The sequence below is a fragment of the Paraburkholderia sp. FT54 genome (assembly GCF_031585635.1).
Taxonomy (GTDB): domain Bacteria; phylum Pseudomonadota; class Gammaproteobacteria; order Burkholderiales; family Burkholderiaceae; genus Paraburkholderia.
This window is the reverse complement of the sequence record NZ_CP134195.1, coordinates 3,825,135-3,841,352: the sequence shown is the minus strand read 5'-3', so window position 1 is coordinate 3,841,352 and position 16,218 is coordinate 3,825,135. Positions and strand designations below refer to the sequence as shown.

At 62.2% G+C, this 16,218-nt stretch carries 19 protein-coding genes; 15 read left to right on the top strand and 4 right to left on the bottom strand.

Annotated features, from left to right (window positions below; genetic code table 11):
• Window positions 1-16: 16 nt before the first annotated feature.
• Window positions 17-565 (top strand): O-acetyl-ADP-ribose deacetylase, encoded by a 549-nt coding sequence (locus RI103_RS17645; protein ID WP_310813185.1) that lies wholly within the window; start codon window positions 17-19, stop codon window positions 563-565.
• Here the strand turns inward: RI103_RS17645 and trmL are convergent.
• Window positions 538-1,008 (bottom strand): tRNA (uridine(34)/cytosine(34)/5-carboxymethylaminomethyluridine(34)-2'-O)-methyltransferase TrmL, encoded by a 471-nt coding sequence (trmL, locus tag RI103_RS17640; RefSeq protein ID WP_310813184.1) that lies wholly within the window; start codon window positions 1,006-1,008, stop codon window positions 538-540. The two genes, RI103_RS17645 and trmL, sit on opposite strands and share 28 nt — an antisense overlap.
• Window positions 1,009-1,026: 18 nt before the next feature.
• Window positions 1,027-1,728: a ComF family protein gene (locus tag RI103_RS17635; protein WP_310815268.1), complete on the bottom strand. Its 702-nt coding sequence runs from the start codon at window positions 1,726-1,728 to the stop codon at window positions 1,027-1,029.
• Window positions 1,729-1,896: 168 nt separating this feature from the next.
• Between RI103_RS17635 and RI103_RS17630 the strand changes: the two genes are divergently transcribed.
• From RI103_RS17630 to RI103_RS17595, 8 genes are all read left to right on the top strand, one after another.
• Window positions 1,897-2,862, top strand: coding sequence for a methyltransferase domain-containing protein (locus tag RI103_RS17630; protein ID WP_310813183.1), 966 nt, complete (start codon window positions 1,897-1,899; stop codon window positions 2,860-2,862).
• A 314-nt stretch (window positions 2,863-3,176) separates the two neighbouring features.
• Window positions 3,177-3,650: a DUF2244 domain-containing protein gene (locus tag RI103_RS17625; protein WP_310813182.1), complete on the top strand. Its 474-nt coding sequence runs from the start codon at window positions 3,177-3,179 to the stop codon at window positions 3,648-3,650.
• 66 nt (window positions 3,651-3,716) lie between these two features.
• Window positions 3,717-5,351, top strand: coding sequence for a cytochrome c oxidase subunit II (coxB, locus tag RI103_RS17620; protein WP_310813181.1), 1,635 nt, complete (start codon window positions 3,717-3,719; stop codon window positions 5,349-5,351).
• Between the two features lie 44 nt (window positions 5,352-5,395).
• Entirely contained in the window at window positions 5,396-7,009 is a 1,614-nt protein-coding gene (ctaD, locus tag RI103_RS17615) for a cytochrome c oxidase subunit I (RefSeq protein ID WP_310813180.1), read from the top strand.
• Window positions 7,010-7,124: 115 nt separating this feature from the next.
• A complete protein-coding gene (locus RI103_RS17610; RefSeq protein ID WP_095417582.1) occupies window positions 7,125-7,259 on the top strand; it encodes a cytochrome oxidase small assembly protein in 135 nt (44 codons plus the stop codon).
• A gap of 42 nt (window positions 7,260-7,301) precedes the next feature.
• Entirely contained in the window at window positions 7,302-7,928 is a 627-nt protein-coding gene (locus RI103_RS17605) for a cytochrome c oxidase assembly protein (protein ID WP_310813179.1), read from the top strand.
• 35 nt (window positions 7,929-7,963) lie between these two features.
• Window positions 7,964-8,173 (top strand): DUF2970 domain-containing protein, encoded by a 210-nt coding sequence (locus RI103_RS17600; protein ID WP_310813178.1) that lies wholly within the window; start codon window positions 7,964-7,966, stop codon window positions 8,171-8,173.
• A gap of 131 nt (window positions 8,174-8,304) precedes the next feature.
• On the top strand, window positions 8,305-9,162 hold the full coding sequence (locus RI103_RS17595; RefSeq protein ID WP_310813177.1) for a cytochrome c oxidase subunit 3: 858 nt from the start codon (window positions 8,305-8,307) through the stop codon (window positions 9,160-9,162).
• 185 nt (window positions 9,163-9,347) lie between these two features.
• On the opposite strand, the gene RI103_RS17590 is transcribed toward RI103_RS17595, so the two are convergent.
• Window positions 9,348-9,557 (bottom strand): twin transmembrane helix small protein, encoded by a 210-nt coding sequence (locus tag RI103_RS17590; RefSeq protein WP_007179452.1) that lies wholly within the window; start codon window positions 9,555-9,557, stop codon window positions 9,348-9,350.
• Between the two features lie 111 nt (window positions 9,558-9,668).
• Between RI103_RS17590 and RI103_RS17585 the strand changes: the two genes are divergently transcribed.
• The 6 genes from RI103_RS17585 to RI103_RS17560 all read left to right on the top strand — a co-directional run bounded on the left by RI103_RS17585 (window position 9,669) and on the right by RI103_RS17560 (window position 15,027).
• Entirely contained in the window at window positions 9,669-10,385 is a 717-nt protein-coding gene (locus RI103_RS17585) for an SURF1 family protein (RefSeq protein WP_310813176.1), read from the top strand.
• Between the two features lie 68 nt (window positions 10,386-10,453).
• Entirely contained in the window at window positions 10,454-11,116 is a 663-nt protein-coding gene (locus tag RI103_RS17580) for an SCO family protein (protein ID WP_409076952.1), read from the top strand.
• A 22-nt stretch (window positions 11,117-11,138) separates the two neighbouring features.
• Window positions 11,139-12,248: a COX15/CtaA family protein gene (locus RI103_RS17575; protein ID WP_310813174.1), complete on the top strand. Its 1,110-nt coding sequence runs from the start codon at window positions 11,139-11,141 to the stop codon at window positions 12,246-12,248.
• Between the two features lie 6 nt (window positions 12,249-12,254).
• Window positions 12,255-13,160: a heme o synthase gene (cyoE, locus tag RI103_RS17570; protein ID WP_310813173.1), complete on the top strand. Its 906-nt coding sequence runs from the start codon at window positions 12,255-12,257 to the stop codon at window positions 13,158-13,160.
• Between the two features lie 4 nt (window positions 13,161-13,164).
• Window positions 13,165-13,782 carry an SCO family protein gene (locus RI103_RS17565; protein WP_310813172.1) on the top strand — a complete coding sequence of 206 codons (618 nt, stop codon included), beginning with the start codon at window positions 13,165-13,167 and terminating at the stop codon, window positions 13,780-13,782.
• A gap of 432 nt (window positions 13,783-14,214) precedes the next feature.
• Window positions 14,215-15,027, top strand: a complete 813-nt coding sequence (locus RI103_RS17560; protein WP_310813171.1) for a MetQ/NlpA family ABC transporter substrate-binding protein — start codon at window positions 14,215-14,217, stop codon at window positions 15,025-15,027.
• Between the two features lie 12 nt (window positions 15,028-15,039).
• On the opposite strand, the gene RI103_RS17555 is transcribed toward RI103_RS17560, so the two are convergent.
• A complete protein-coding gene (locus RI103_RS17555) occupies window positions 15,040-15,966 on the bottom strand; it encodes a bifunctional helix-turn-helix transcriptional regulator/GNAT family N-acetyltransferase (RefSeq protein ID WP_310813170.1) in 927 nt (308 codons plus the stop codon).
• Between the last annotated feature and the right edge of the window lie 252 nt (window positions 15,967-16,218).

Below are 16,218 nucleotides of genomic sequence, written 5' to 3'. Positions count from 1 at the left end.
GATCAGCGAGGTTCCCATGTCCAGATTCAGTCGTTGCACGCTGGAAGCACGCGTGGTCGACATCACCAAGCTCGCTGTGGATGCGATCGTCAACGCCGCGAATACCTCGTTGTTGGGTGGAGGCGGCGTGGATGGCGCGATTCATCGCGCGGCCGGCAAGGATTTGCTGCGCGAGTGCCAAACGCTGGGTGGCTGCGCGACTGGCGACGCGAAGCTGACCGCCGGCTACCGTCTACCGGCTAAACATGTGATTCATGCCGTCGGCCCGGTCTGGCGGGGCGGAACGGATGGCGAGGCTGACTTGCTCGCTTCCTGCTATCGGCGCTCGCTGGAGGTGGCGCGCGAGGCGCAGTGCAAAAGCATTGCATTCCCCGCGATCAGTTGCGGCATCTACCATTTCCCCGCTGACGAGGCCGTGCGGATCGCGGTCGGCACGGTGCTCGACACGTTGCCGCGCACGCCGCAGATCCAACAGGTGGTGTTCGCCTGTTTCGACGACGCCATGTTCGCGCGCTACGAGGCCGAATTGGAACGCCGTCAGGCGCCACCCTCGAAGCCGGTCTGACGCCACGCTTCGAACACCACGACCGCGACGGTATTCGACAGATTGAGGCTGCGGTTGCCCGGACGCATCGGCAGACGCACGCGTTGCTCGTTGGCGAACTGGTCGAGCACCGGGTCGGGCAGGCCGCGCGTTTCGGCACCGAACACGAACCAGTCGCCGGATTGAAACACGTGCTCGTGAAATCGGCCCGAGCCGCGCGTGGTGAACGCGAACATGCGCGCCGGGTCCGGCGATTCCCTGGCGACGAACGCCGCCCAGTCGGCGTGCACGTTCATTTGCGCGTACTCGTGGTAGTCGAGGCCGGCGCGGCGCAACTTGGCGTCGTCGAGTGGAAAGCCGAGCGGCTCGATCAGATGCAAGCGGGCGCCGGTGTTGGCGCACAGCCGGATCACGTTGCCGGTGTTCGGCGGGATTTCCGGTTCTACGAGAACGACATTGAACATGGTGAGCTCAGGTGGAGACTAGTTTTTCGGTGTGCGCAGCGCGACGAAGTTGGTGACCCGCCGCGCGCCGGCAGCCTTGAGCGTGCGCGCCAGCGCTTCGAGCGTGGCGCCGGTCGTCATCACGTCGTCGACGATGCCGACGTGCAGGCCCTGCACCGGCCCGGCGACCTTGAAGGCGCGGCCTACGTTCAGGCGGCGGGCGTCGAGATCGAGCCGCGATTGCGGCGCGGTATGAATCACCCGATTCAGCAAGGTCGCGTCGCTGGGTACTTTCAGCGCGCGAGCCAGCGGTCTCGCGATCTGCCAGGCCTGGTTGTAGCCGCGCTCAGTGAGACGTTTGCTGGCAAGCGGCACGGGCGCGATCACATCGGGCCATTCAGCGAGGTCTTGCCGGGAGTCTTGTGCGAGACGTGCGAGCCGTTGCGCGAACTCGCGCGCCAGCATCAGCCGGGCGCGAAATTTCAGGCCGACCGCCAGAGTGTCGAGCGGAGCGCGGTAGTCGGCGAGCGCGAAGGTCGCGTCGAACGGCGGCGGCTCGCCGATGCAATCCGCGCAGCGATATTGCGTGTGCGCCGCCCATCGCGAACTGGATAAAGGCACGGCGCAGACGGTGCAGCGCAACCGGCTTTCGTTCCAGTAGGCTTCGTCGCAACCGACGCACAGTGTGGTATGCGACAAATTGCCGCACAACGCGCAGAGGTTCGGCAACGCGGCGCGCATCACGCGCGGCCAGGCTGAATGTAAGCCGCGCGCGAAACGCGCGAATTTGCCGCCGGAGAATGACGAAATGGGTCGGAATGGCACGGTGGAACCGCCCGTGAAGGCCTTTCACGCTGAATGGAAGGAAGCGAGCGAGTATACTTCCTGCTCCACGCCAGCACGACACTCATGTCCCCAACTTCCGCTCAAACAGGCCGTCCGGCCTATGATTCCCGGCGCCTCCGGCGGATCTTCGACCGTCGCGCGGCGACTTTCGACGACGTCGCGTTCCTGCCTCGCGAAATTGCGCAACGCATGCGCGAGCGCCTCGACTACATCAAGGTCACGCCGGCGAGCGTGCTCGACGCCGGTTGCGGCGCGGGCGAGGACATTCCCGCTTTGCGCGAGCGTTTTCCCGAAGCGCCGGTGTTCGGCTCCGATCTATCGCACGGCATGCTTACGCGGGCGCTGCAGCACGATGCCGGCGACACGAGCTGGCGGCGCTTTCTGCCGGCCTCGCTCGGCAAGGCGCTCGGCGCCCGTGGTCCGCGGTTCGCGCAAGCCGACTTTTCGGTGTTGCCGTTCGCGGCCGGCGCCTTCGAATTCATCTGGTCCAATCTGGCGCTCCATTGGCACTCGCGGCCCGACCTCGTGTTTCCCGAGTGGCAGCGTGTGCTCAAGGTCAACGGCCTGCTGATGTTCAGCACCCTCGGCCCCGACTCGCTCAAGGAATTGCGCGGCGCGTATGCCGAAGTCGAGGCCGCACATGGCGTCGCCTCGCGCAAGCACGTGATCGATTTCGTCGACATGCACGATCTGGGCGACATGCTGGTCGAAAGCGGCTTCGAGATACCCGTGATGGACCAGGAAGTTCTCACCATTACCTATCAGTCGCCGCAGTCGTTGCTCGCCGACGTGCGTCGCTGGGGTGCCTATCCGTTCGAGCGCGAAGCGTCGTCGAGCGCCGCCGCGCGTCGGCTGCACAAGGCTTTGCTGGCGGCGCTCGAAGCCCGCCGCCGCGCCGACGGCACGATTGCACTGACCTTCGAAGTGATCTACGGACACGCATGGAAAGCCGTGCCGCGCACCACGGCGGAAGGTCATGGCATCGTGCGAATCGAGGACATCGGACGAGGTTCGTCGAGGAGTCGTTGAGGAATCGACGAGGCGGTAAAGAGGACATCTGTTATGTCTGAAATTACCGCTTCAAAAGACCCGCAAAAGCTGTGTCGAAACGGCGCGGAGGCTTGTCGCGCCTGGCTTGTGGGCCAATTGAGGCTTGCTTGTGGATGCTATGGATCGCGCCTATAATGCGTCAGTTTGTCGCCCGGAGTTCCCACATTTGGGGCGGCAGGCCCGAGGCACAGGGGCAGCAAGACAAGATGACGCGGCGGTGACCGAGCGGCCGGCATAACGGTCGCAAGAAATGACCGCTGGCGGCGATTGGAGACGATCAGTGGGAGGCAGCGATGGAAGCATCAGATCTGCTGGCGGATTCAGAACCAGTTCTCAAAGACTGGACGATGAAACGCAACTGTTCGATATCGCCGCGGCAGTTCGTGTATTTCTATGTGTCGCTTGCGTTGTTCTCGTTGGCAATTGCTTTCATGCTGGTTCTGGTCGGCGCCTGGCTGGTGTTGCCGTTCACCGGCGTCGAGTTACTGGCGGTGGGCATCGCGTTTGCCATCTATGCGCGTCATGCTGTGGATTACGAGCGTATCCGGCTGTTTCAGAACCGGCTCGTCATCGAGCAGGTCAGCGCCGAGCAGCTCACGCAGGTCGAGTTCAATCCGCGCTGGGTGCGAATAGAGGCGGGCGCAACACCGCGTGACCAGATCAAACTGGTCTCGCGTGGGCAGACGATCATGATTGGGCAACATCTCGCGCAGTATCGGCGCGCGCAGTTCGCAGGCGAACTGCGTATGTGGCTCACGCGTTGTTAGACGCGTCGAGCAGCGCGGCGTTCACGGGGAGCGCGAGGCCACCTGCCAGCGGGGTCGAGGGTTTGAATGGAAAATTTGGGTAAGGAAGCTATGAAAACAATCAAGCGAGCCCTCATGGGCGTGCTGGCGATGAGCGGACTGCTTTTCGCCGGCGCGGCCCTGGCAGTGGGCGATGTTCCGGGCGGCCCTGCCGTCAACGAGATCAATCTCCAGCCGCCTGCGACCAAGATCGCTGAGGAGCTCTTCAGCCTCCACATGTTCATGCTGGTTCTTTGCCTGGTCATCTTCGTCGGCGTGTTCGGCGTGATGTTCTATTCGATCTTTGCTCACCGCAAATCGAAAGGCCACAAAGCTTCCAACTTCCACGAAAGCACCACCGTCGAAATCATCTGGACGATCGTGCCGTTCATCATCGTCGTGCTGATGGCGCTGCCCGCCACCAAGACGGTGGTCGCGATGAAAGACACCACCAACGCCGACGTCACCATCAAGGTCACCGGTTATCAGTGGAAATGGGGCTACGACTACGTGAAGGGCCCGGGCGAGGGCATCAACTTCCTGTCCACGCTGGCCACGCCGCGTGCGGAAACCGATGGCCGCCAGCCAATTTCCACCACGTATCTGCAGGAAGTCGACAATCCGCTGGTCGTCCCGGTCGACAAGAAAATCCGCATCATCACCACCGCGAATGACGTGGTCCACTCCTGGTACGTGCCGGCTTTCGGCGTGAAGCAGGACGCGATTCCGGGCTTCGTGCGCGACACGTGGTTCAAGGCTGACAAGACCGGCACGTTCCGCGGCTTCTGTACCGAGCTGTGCGGCAAGGAACACGCGTTCATGCCGGTGGTGGTCGAAGTGCTGTCCGCCGACGACTACGCGAAGTGGGTCGACACGCAGAAGAAGAAAATGGCCGCCGGCCAGGACGATCCGAACAAGACCTACACGATGGCCGAACTGATGGAGCGCGGCGGCAAGGTCTACGCGGCGAACTGCGCGGTCTGCCACCAGCCGACCGGCAAGGGCGCGGGCGCATTCCCGGCGCTCGACGGCAGCAAGATCGCCAACGGCGCGATCGCCGAGCACGTCAGCTTGGTGCTGAAGGGCAAGAACGCAATGCCGGCGTGGGCGCCTACGCTGAACGACGTCGAAATCGCTTCGGTGGTCACGTACGAACGCAACTCGTGGGGCAACCACACCGGCGACATTCTCCAGCCGAAGCAGGTCGCGGACGCCCGTAACGGCAAGCTGCCGGAAGGCGGTAACCACCTGGCCGACGCAGGCGCGGCGGCGAGCGGCGCAGGAGCGGCTTCGGGTGCGGCGGCTTCGGGTGCCTCTGGTGCTGAAGCGGCAGCGGCCGGTTCGGACAGCGCCGCGGCAACGCAAGCGGCGCTCCCGGCGAGCATCTACTTCGAGACCGGCAAGAGCACCTTGCCGGCCGACGCGAAAGCGGCGGTCGAGGCGGCCGCGGCCTATGCGAAGGCCCATCCGGACGCGAAATTCACGCTGTCGGGCTTCACCGACGCCACTGGCTCCGCCGACCTCAACGCGAAGCTCGCGAAGAGCCGTGCCGAAGCCGTGCGCGACGCGCTGAAAGCAGCCGGCATTGCCGAAGACCATATTATTTTAAAGAAGCCGGAAACGATCACGGGCGGCAGTGACGCGAAAGAAGCCCGGCGTGTTCAGATCAGCCCGGCTGCCTGACGTGTTCATGGTCAGCACCGCAGTATTCGCTTTAGGAGATTGTCATGTCTAGCATCGGACACGATGTAGTCGCAGGCCACGAACACGTGCACGGCGACCATGCCCACGAAACGCCGCATGGCTGGCGCCGTTGGCTGTTCGCAACCAATCACAAGGACATCGGTACGCTGTACCTGATCTTCTCGTTCACCATGTTCCTCTCCGGGGGCGTGATGGCGCTGATGATCCGTGCCGAGCTGTTCGAGCCGGGCCTGCAGATCATGCGTCCCGAGTTCTTCAACCAGTTGACCACCATGCACGGCCTGATCATGGTGTTCGGCGCGATCATGCCGGCGTTCGTCGGCTTCGCGAACTGGATGGTGCCGCTGCAGATCGGCGCATCGGACATGGCTTTTGCCCGCATGAACAACTTCAGCTTCTGGCTTCTGCCGGTGGCGGCTGTCCTGCTGGTCGGTTCGTTCTTCGCGCCGGGCGGTGCGACCGCCGCGGGCTGGACGCTCTATGCTCCGCTCTCCACGCAGATGGGCCCGGGCATGGACTTCGCGATTTTCGCGGTCCACTTGATGGGCGCTTCGTCGATCATGGGCGGCATCAACATCGTCGTGACGATCCTGAACATGCGCGCGCCCGGCCTCACGCTGATGAAAATGCCGATGTTCGTCTGGACGTGGCTGATCACCGCATACCTGCTGATCGCCGTGATGCCGGTTCTGGCAGGCGCGATCACCATGGTGCTGTTCGACCGCCACTTCGGCACGTCGTTCTTCAATGCGGCAGGCGGCGGCGACCCGGTCATGTACCAGCACATCTTCTGGTTCTTCGGGCACCCCGAGGTGTACATCATGATCTTGCCGGCGTTCGGGATCGTCTCGCAGGTGATTCCGGCGTTCTCGCGCAAGCCGCTGTTTGGCTATAGCTCGATGGTGTACGCAACCTCGTCGATCGCGATTCTGTCGTTCATGGTCTGGGCGCACCACATGTTCGCAACCGGCATGCCGGTGACGGGCCAGCTCTTCTTTATGTACGCCACCATGCTGATCGCCGTGCCCACTGGCGTGAAGGTGTTCAACTGGGTCGCAACGATGTGGCGCGGTTCGCTGAGCTTCGAAACGCCTATGTTGTTCGCGGTCGGCTTCCTGATCGTGTTCACGTTCGGTGGTCTGTCGGGTCTCATGCTGGCAATGGCGCCGCTCGACATCCAGTATCACGGTACTTATTTCGTGGTCGCGCACTTCCACTACGTGCTGGTGGCGGGCTCGCTCTTCGCGCTGTTCTCCGGCTGGTACTACTGGTCGCCGAAGTGGACCGGCTGGATGTACAACGAAACGCGCGGCAAGATCCATTTCTGGGCGTCGCTGTTCTTCTTCAACCTCGCATTCCTGCCGATGCACTTCGTGGGTCTCGCAGGTATGCCGCGTCGTTATGCTGACTACCCGGCGCAGTTCACGGACTGGAACCAGGTCATCTCGATCGGCGCGTTCGGCTTCGGTCTCGCGCAGGTCTACTTCCTGTTCGCGGTTGCACTGCCGGCTTACCGTGGCGGCGGCGAACTCGAAAAGGCTGGCGACAAGCCGTGGGACGGCGCAACGGGCCTCGAATGGACCGTGCCGAGCCCGGCTCCGTTCCACACGTTCGAAAACCCGCCGACCGTCGAGTAGTCGGTAGTCGCTGAGATTCACCGGCTCTGGCAGTGCAGCAGTTTGCTACCGGAGTCGGCGATCAAGAAAGCAGTGACGGCATTCGTAGTCACGAAAAGTATTCAGAAAGTCGAGCATGACGCGCAATCCTCAAGAAAGACGTACGCCCGAGCAGATTCGCGCGGGCAACCGGCGGATCGGTTTTGTGATGTTCGTGATCGCCGCGGTCTTTTTCGCGAGCGTCATCATTCATCAGAAGTGGTTCTCCTGACCAGGTGGTCCGAGTCTGTTTGCAGGTTTGTTGAGGATTGAGATGTCGACGCAACCGCCGGCTCAGGCCGACCGCTCTTTTAACCGTTCGATGCTGATCAAGCTGTTCATCGTCGCGTTGATGATGTTCGGTTTCGGTTTCGCGCTGGTGCCGATGTACCGCGCAATCTGCCAGATCACCGGCATCAACAACCTCGTGCAGCGTGATGCGACGGTGCGCGAGGCGAAGAATACGCAGGTCGACATGAGCCGCACGATTTCGATCGAATTCGATGCGAATGCGCGCGGCCCGCTGGGTTTCAAGCCGGAGCAGCGCAGCCTCGACGTGCATCCGGGCGAAGTGACGACGGTGATGTACGAGGTGAGCAACGAACAGGCGCGCACGATTCAGGCGCAAGCCATTCCGAGCTACGCACCGAAGCAGGCCACTGAGTACTTCAAGAAGATCGAGTGTTTTTGCTTTACGCAGCAAACTTTGACGGCGAATCAGACGAAGCGCATGCCGGTGGTGTTCGTGGTCGATCCGAAGTTGCCGAAGGACGTGAAAACGATCACGTTGTCGTACACGTTCTTCGAATTGAATACGCCGTCAGCGGCGACGGCCGGTAGCGCGGCGCCCACGGCCAACACGGCGACAGGCGCGCCAGCCACCGCCGCCAATCCCGCCTGATGGCTCGCGCCGCAAGCGAAGGAAGAAGAAACAAGATGAGCGACAACGGCGGCAGCCCGCGCAAGAGCAGTTTTGGTCAGTCGATGCGCGCGGTGTTCTGGTCGTTTTTCGGCGTGCGCAAGCGTCGCGATCTGGAGGCGGACGCCACGCAGCTGAACCCGCTGCACGTGATCGCGGCAGCCTTGATCTGCGCGGCAATTTTTATCGTGGTGCTGATTCTGATCGTGCGCGCCGTAGTAGGTTGAAGCAACAGCGGTACACGTGGAATCGGGCGAAGCAGTGCCCAGGAATTAGAGTGAAGCGGTGCGGTATCGACGCGCCGCCGAAGATACAGCCGGAGATTCCGGAACAACTGGACTGAAGTGGAGAATCAAGAATGAGCGGTCAAAACGAGAGCCCGTACTATTTCGTACCGCATCCGTCGCGGCATCCGATTAGCGCCGCTGTTGGGTTGCTGGTCATGCTCGGATCGCTTGCGGCCTGGATCAACGACCATGACTGGGCGCCGATAGGCGTCGTCGCCGGTTTGTTGTGGCTGCTCTTTACGCTGTGGCACTGGTTCGGCGACGCGATCGCCGAGTCGGAAGGCGGCATGTACGGCAAGAACGTCGACAAGTCGTACCGCTGGAGCATGAGCTGGTTCATCTTCTCCGAAGTGATGTTCTTCGGTGCATTCTTCGGCGCGCTGTTCTATGCGCGTGAAATCGCGCTGCATCAACTGGGCAGCCTCGATTACAAACTGATCTGGCCGGACTTCTCGGCGGTGTGGCCGAACAACGGTCCGGCAGCGCTGGTCTCGACCTTCAAGTCGATGCAACCGTGGCCGGTGCCGACCATCAACACGGCGCTGCTGCTCTCCTCGGGCGCGACGCTCACGGTCTCGCACCACGCGTTGCGTGAAGATCATCGCAAGAAGGCCATCATCTGGCTGGCCGCAACGCTCGTGCTCGGCGTCTGCTTCCTGTTCCTGCAAGGCTTCGAGTACTTCCACGCGTACAACGAACTGAATCTGACGCTGTCGTCGGGCGTGTACGGTTCGACGTTCTTCCTGCTGACCGGCTTCCACGGTTTCCACGTGTTCCTGGGCGGCACGATGCTGGCGGTGGTGTTGGTGCGTATGATCCGAGGTCACTTCACAGCAGAGCATCACTTCGCGTTCGAAGGCGCCGCCTGGTATTGGCACTTTGTGGACGTCGTGTGGCTCGGGCTGTACGTCGTCGTGTACTGGCTGTAACGCAATCCGGCCCGCGCCGACCGATAGCCTCGGAATGTGTGCAGGCCGTTCGCGCCAGATCCTGCGGGGGGCGGCACACGAGCAACAACGCAAGACAGCAGCAGTACGTAAGACTTACGCAGCGCCGCCCTCGACCCTGTCAGGGCGGCGTTTTGTTTGGCGGCGTGGAGATTTTTCCGCCGGGCTCAGCGCCCGTAAGGAATACCGGTCGACTGAATCCAGCCCATCCAGTGAGCGAACAGGATGAACAGGAACAGCGAGATCGACAGGCCCACCCGCGTGGCGAGCGACCAGACCATCCGCTTGGTTTTGCCCTTGTCATGCATCATGAAATACAGCGCCGACACCATGCTGGCGATGATCAGGACGAAGGCGATGGGAACGAGAATGTGCATGGAACCAGCTGAAACCAGGAAGCGCAGAGGCAAGACGTTTATTATCGCACCGCGGGCCTGCGTGTGCCGTGGGTTCCCCGTGACGCCGCCGGTGCCGCTGGAGCGTGCGCAATGAAGTTCCGCCTCGTTCCCGCGCTATTGATTCTGCTAGTGATCGTGGTGACGGTGCGGCTCGGATTCTGGCAGCGCGACCGCGCGCATCAGAAGGAGGCGCTCGAAGCGCAGATCACGCAGTTCGAGAACGCGCCCGCGCAGCCGGTGAGCGCCGCGCCGGTTCAATTGAAGGACATCGAGTTTCATCGCGTGAAGGCGCGCGGCAGTTTCGTCGCGGACAAGGTCGTCTATCTCGACAATCGTCCGTATAACGACCAGCCGGGCTTTTACGTCGTGATGCCTTTTAAACTGGCCGATGGCGGCTACGTGCTGGTCAATCGGGGCTGGTTGCCGCGCAACATGAACAATCGCGAGACCATCGCGCCGTACACCACGCCGCAAGGCGAAATCGAAATCGAAGGCATTGCGCGGGCCGACGCCTCGCGTGCTTTCGAGTTGGGGCAGGGCGGCTCGGCCGAGCATCAACTGATCCGACAGAATCTGGATGTCGCCGCGTACGCCGCGGAAACCGGCCTGCCGCTGCAATCGTTCGTGATTCAGCAGTTAAGCGACGACGGCGACAGACTGGTGCGCGATTGGCCCGCGCCCACTAGCGGAGTCGAGCGTAACTATGGCTATATGTTCCAGTGGTGGGGCATGGCGGCTGCGGCGCTGGTCTTCGGCCTGTATGCCGCGCGCCGCGCAGCGAAGAAAGAGCACGCGCCGGGCGTGTAACGCAGCACATGCGGTTTGTGGCCCGGGTTCGAGCCACAAGCTGCGCAATCATTGAAAGAGGTTCAGTAGTGTCGACGCAATCTCCCCGTTCGCCGCAAGCCGGCAAACCCGCAGCGCCCCGAGCCATGCCCGGCCAACCCAACGGCAAAGGTTCGTGGAAGCGCGGCCGCTGGATGCTGCTGCTAGTGGCGATCATCTGTGCCGCGCCGATCGCCGTGTCGTATTTCACGTACTACGTGATCCGGCCGACCGGCGGCACCACGAGCTACGGCACGTTGATCGAACCGCAGCGCCCGATTCCCGATTCCCTGGTCGTCACCGGCGAGGACGGCAAGCCCGTCAAGCTCGCCACGCTGCGCGGCCGCTGGTTGCTGATTTCGGTCGACAACAGCGCATGCGACAAAGCGTGCGTCACCAAGCTCTACTTCATGCGACAAATCCGCGCAGCTCAGGGTCCGGAACGGGAGCGCGTTGTGGAAGTGTGGCTGCGCACCGATGCCGGCAACGTCGCCGACGTAATACAAAAAGCGTATCCCGACACCAACATGATGATTGTTGATCCGGCGCAGGTGTCCGCATGGCTGCCCACGGATAATGGCTCCCAGGTCACCGACCACATCTACATGGTCGATCCGAACGGCAATCTGATGATGCGTTTCCCGAAAGATCCGAACCCCAGCAAGATCAAAGGCGACGTGACCAAGCTGCTCAAATGGTCGCGTATCGGCTGATGCCGCAACATAGGTAAGAGAGATGTTCGTACTGCAACTGGCCCTGATCGGCTTGTGTATCGCGTTGTTGCCGCTGTCCTACGTGTGGGTCAAGGCCGACGACAACAAATTCCGCAAACTGGTCTGGCTCACCACCTTCCTCACGCTCGATCTGGTGATGTTCGGCGGTTTCACGCGGCTCACCGATTCCGGGCTCGGCTGTCCGGACTGGCCGGGTTGCTATGGCACTTCGTCGCCGTTCATCGCGCATGCGGCGATCACGGCCGCGCATCAGGCAATGCCCACTGGCCCGGTCAGCATGACGAAGGCCTGGATCGAAATGATTCACCGTTACTTTGCGATGGCGATCGGCGTGCTGATCATCGCGCAGACCCTCATCGCGTGGACGGCGCGCATCAAGCGGCGTCCGTTGCATGTATCGCCGTGGTGGCCGACCTCGCTGTTGATGCTGATTCTGGTGCAAGGCGCGTTCGGCGCCTGGACGGTGACGATGAAGCTGCAACCGATCATCGTGACCACGCACCTGCTGCTCGGACTTGCGCTGCTGGGCACGCTCGGCTGGCTCGCCGCGCGGCAGACGCCGTTGCCCGCTTACGAACCCGAAGCCGCGCGCTGGCGCGCGGCGGCGATCGCGGGTCTGGTGCTGCTGATCGCGCAAATTGCGCTGGGCGGCTGGGTGAGCACGAATTACGCCGTACTCGCGTGCACGGATTTCCCGACCTGCAACGGCCAATGGGTCCCGCCGATGGACTTCGCCCACGGCTTCCATTTGTGGCGCGCGCTCGGCATGACCGGCGACGGCGAGATGATCACGCAGGATGCGCTGGTGGCGATTCACTGGACGCACCGCACGTTCGCGATCGTCGTGGTCGCTTATCTGGTGTGGTTCGCCCTCAAACTGCGCCGCTTCGAATCGCTGCGGCGCCCGGCAAACGGCGTGCTGCTGGTCGTGCTGATCCAGTTCATCACCGGGTTGTCGAACATCGTTCTGCAATGGCCGTTGCCCATTGCGGTCGCGCATAACGGCGGGGCCGCGATCCTGCTGCTTCTGCTCGTTATGTTAAACTTTCGGATCGCTTATAGCCGTCCCGGCCGCGCCGTGCTCCCTGCGCGCGATGCCGCGCCAGCGTGACTCCACATGGACAGCACAACACTCTCCCAAACGCCCGGTAGCCGGGTCTCCCAGTACATCGCCCTGACGAAGCCGCGCGTCACGCAACTCGCCGTGTTCTGCGCCGTCATCGGCATGTTCCTGTCGACGCCCGGCATGGTGCCCTGGACTCCGCTGATCGGCGGCACGGTCGGCATTTGGTTGCTGGCCGGCGCGGCGTTCGCCATCAATTGCCTCGTCGAACAGAAAATCGACGCCAAGATGCGGCGCACCTCGTGGCGGCCGTCCGCGCGCGGTGAAATCACCACCACGCAGATTCTGCTGTTTTCGGCCGTGCTCGGCGGCCTCGGCATGTGGACGCTTTATACGTTCGCCAATCCGCTCACCATGTGGCTCACGCTGGCCACGTTTGTCGGCTATGCCGTCATCTATACGCTGCTGCTCAAGCCCGCCACCCCGCAGAACATCGTGATCGGCGGCGCGTCGGGCGCCATGCCGCCGGCGCTCGGCTGGGCCGCGGTCACCGGCCACGTACCGGGCGACGCCTGGATTCTCGTGCTGATCATCTTCGTGTGGACGCCGCCGCATTTCTGGGCGCTCGCGCTGTATCGCCGCAAAGACTACGAAAACGCCGGCCTGCCAATGCTGCCGAACACGCACGGCGAGAAGTACACGCGTCTGCATATTCTGCTGTACACGGTGATCCTGTTCGCGGTCACCATGATGCCCTTCATCTCCGGCATGAGCGGCGTGGTGTACCTCGCGGCGGCCGTGCTGCTGGGTGCTGTGTTCCTCGCCTATGCGTGGAAGATCTATCGCGAGTATTCGGACGATCTGGCGCGCAAGACCTTCCGTTATTCGATCGTCTATCTCTCGCTGCTGTTCGCCGCGCTGCTGATCGACCACTATGCGCGCGTCCTGATCGGCGCGTAATACCATGTTCAATAACCGCTTCGCGCGCACAGCGCGTGCTGTTGTGATCGCTTGTGCGCTCGGTGGCGCCTTGCTGGTCGCAGGCTGCGGCAAGCAGCCGCCGGCGTTCCAGAATCTCGATATCACGGGCAATACCCAGTTCGGGAGCAACTTCTCGTTGCCCGACACGTCCGGCCACGTCCGCAGCATGGCGGACTATAAGGGCAAGGTGGTGGTGCTGTTCTTCGGCTACACGCATTGCCCGGACGTTTGTCCGACCACCATGGCCGAGCTCTCGCAAGCGTTGCAGCAACTCGGTCCGGAAGACGCGAAACGCGTGCAGGTGCTGTTCGTCACCGTCGATCCGGAGCGTGATACGCCGGTCTTGCTCGCGCAATACGTGCCGGCGTTCAACCCGACGTTCGTTGGCTTGCGTCCGGCCGACCAGGCGCAACTCACAAAGATCACGAAGGACTTCCGCGTCTACTACGCGAAGGTGCCGGGCAAGACGCCTGACAGTTACACGATGGATCACACGGCGGCGAGCTATGTGTTCGACACGGACGGCAAGCTGCGTCTGTTCGCGCGTGACGGCCAGGGCGCAACGCCGTGGGTGCATGACATCAAGCTGCTGCTGGACTGACACGCGCAGCCGTAAGGGCGCGTGTCGTATCACGCGTCCGGTTTCAAATTCCTCTGCGCTTCAAGACTCAAGCGGAACCGGCAAATTCAATCCGGGCGCTAGCCGCGTGGTCTTGAACTCCGTCACCTCGTAACGCGCAAGGTTCTGCTGCGCGAACGGGTCGCTGGCGAGAATCTCGTCCCGCTTATCGCGCTCGATGCGCACCGCCAGAATGATGCCGCCGCCCGCGCCGTCCGCGGCGCATAACCATATGCGATTGTGATATTTCCCATCTCGCCGGGACTATGAGACCATTTCAGGTCCAGTTGGCGGCGCATGACCACGAGCCATGTTTGCCGCTGGCTTCCACCCGAATCTGACACCGATCAGAAATCGATGAGCCATTCATCAAGTCATCGATCAAGCCGTCGATTAGAAACAAGCGAGAATCACATGCAGCGCAGAAACATCCTCAAAGCCCTCTCCGCAGTCGTCGCCGCTACGGCGATCTTCACCAGCTTCGGCGCGCACGCCGACGACAAAGTGATCAAGGTCGGCACCATCGGCGGTCCGGACGCGCAGATCTGGGAAGTCGTCACGAAAGTAGCGAAGCGCGAAGGCCTGAACGTCAAGGTCGTCGAATTCAACGACTACGTGCAGCCGAACGCCGCGCTCGACGCAGGCGATCTCGACGCGAACAGCTTCCAGCATCAGCCGTACCTCGATAGCCAGATCAAGCAGCGCGGCTATAAGATCGTCAATGCCGGCCTCACGTACATCTCCCCGCTCGGCATCTATTCGAAGAAGCTGAAGTCGCTGAAGGATCTGCCGCAAGGCGCGAAAGTCGCGGTGCCGAATGATCCGTCGAACGAAAACCGCGCGCTGCTGTTGCTGCAAACTCAAGGCGTGATCAAGCTGAAGGCCGGTGCGGGCACGAACGGCAATAACGCGACGCCGCTCGACGTCGCCGACAATCCGAAGAAGATCAAGCTGGTCGAACTCGACGCCGCGCAACTTCCGCGTTCGCTGTCGGACGTCGACGCCGCCGCGATCAACACGAATTTCGCGCTGGCCGCCGGCCTGCAGCCGACTAAAGATGCGATCGCGCTCGAAGACGTGCATAGCCCGTATGCGAACCTAGTCGCCGTGCGCACGCAGGACAAGGACAAGCCGTGGGTCAAGAAACTGGTTGCCGCTTACCAGTCGGAAGACGTGCGACAGTTCATCAAGACGCAGTTCAAGGGTTCGGTGGTGCCGTCGTTCTAAGCAACGACGTCTCTACAAGCTCAATTCCCATCGCTCGATCATCAGGTCCTTGCCAAAACGGCGCTCAGCCGCCGTGCCGGCGAGCCTGAACCCGGCGCGCTCGCACAGGCGCCGCGGTTGTTCGAGCGAGGCAGCCGTTGTCAGCGTGAGCTTCGTATAGCCCGCGCGCCTCGCAAAGCGCACGCATTCGCCAAGCAACTGCGTGCCGATGCCCAGACGCTGCACATCCGGCTCGACCCACAAAAGCCGCACGCCCGCCACCGTCGTCGAGACTCCGACGATGCAGACCGAGCCGACCACCATGCCTTCCTGATCGGCGACCCAGCACATCTCGCGCACCGGATCGTTGCGTTGCGTGTAATCGGCGACGACCCGCGCGAGCAATCCCTCGAACGATCGATCCCAGTCGTATTCCGCGGCGAACCATTGCGCCTGTCGATGCACGAGCCAGCCGCATTCACCTGGGCGCGGCTGGCGGAGCACGATGAGTTCGTGCTTCGGCTTGTCGCCGAGCAGCCGCTCGATGATCTTCATCGCGGCGATCAGCTGATCCTGGGAGAGGACCGTGAGGCCGGAAAGCAATGTCGACACTTCTTCGATCGCCGCGTTATCGAGCGGCGCGTACGCGGCGTGGCCGCGGTCCGTGAGCGCGATCAGCGACTGGCGCGCGTCTGTTCTGGACGGGCGGCGCGTGATCAGATCGCGTCGTTCGAAGCTGGTCAGGAGACGGCTGAGATAACCGCTGTCGAGACCGAGGGAACGCCCGAGCACCGATGCCGTTTGCGCACGTTCGCGGGAGAGCTCGTGCAGTACGCGCACCTCGGTCAGTGAGAACGCGCTCTTTGTCAAATGCTCGTGCAGCGCGCCAATGTGTCGGGTGTAGAAGCGGTTGAAATGGCGGACGGCCTGAGCACGCCGCAGCGCCTCGGAATCTGTCAAAGCTGCTCCCAGGGGATTTTTTATAGCTTGCTACCCAGCACTATATTGGAACGCGCCCCATTACAAAAGCCACGCCGGCAAAGGGCCGACTGGAACTGGTATCAAAAAGGTATCGATCACGGCCGGTTGTCAGCGTGTTGAAACCATGTTCGAGCCCACCAGCTGGCTTCCCGAAGCCCAGTACGGGTAAATCCTGGGCTCCGAAAACCCGTCTCCAACGCCTCTGTGTTCCCCTCAAAGCCTTATTCATCA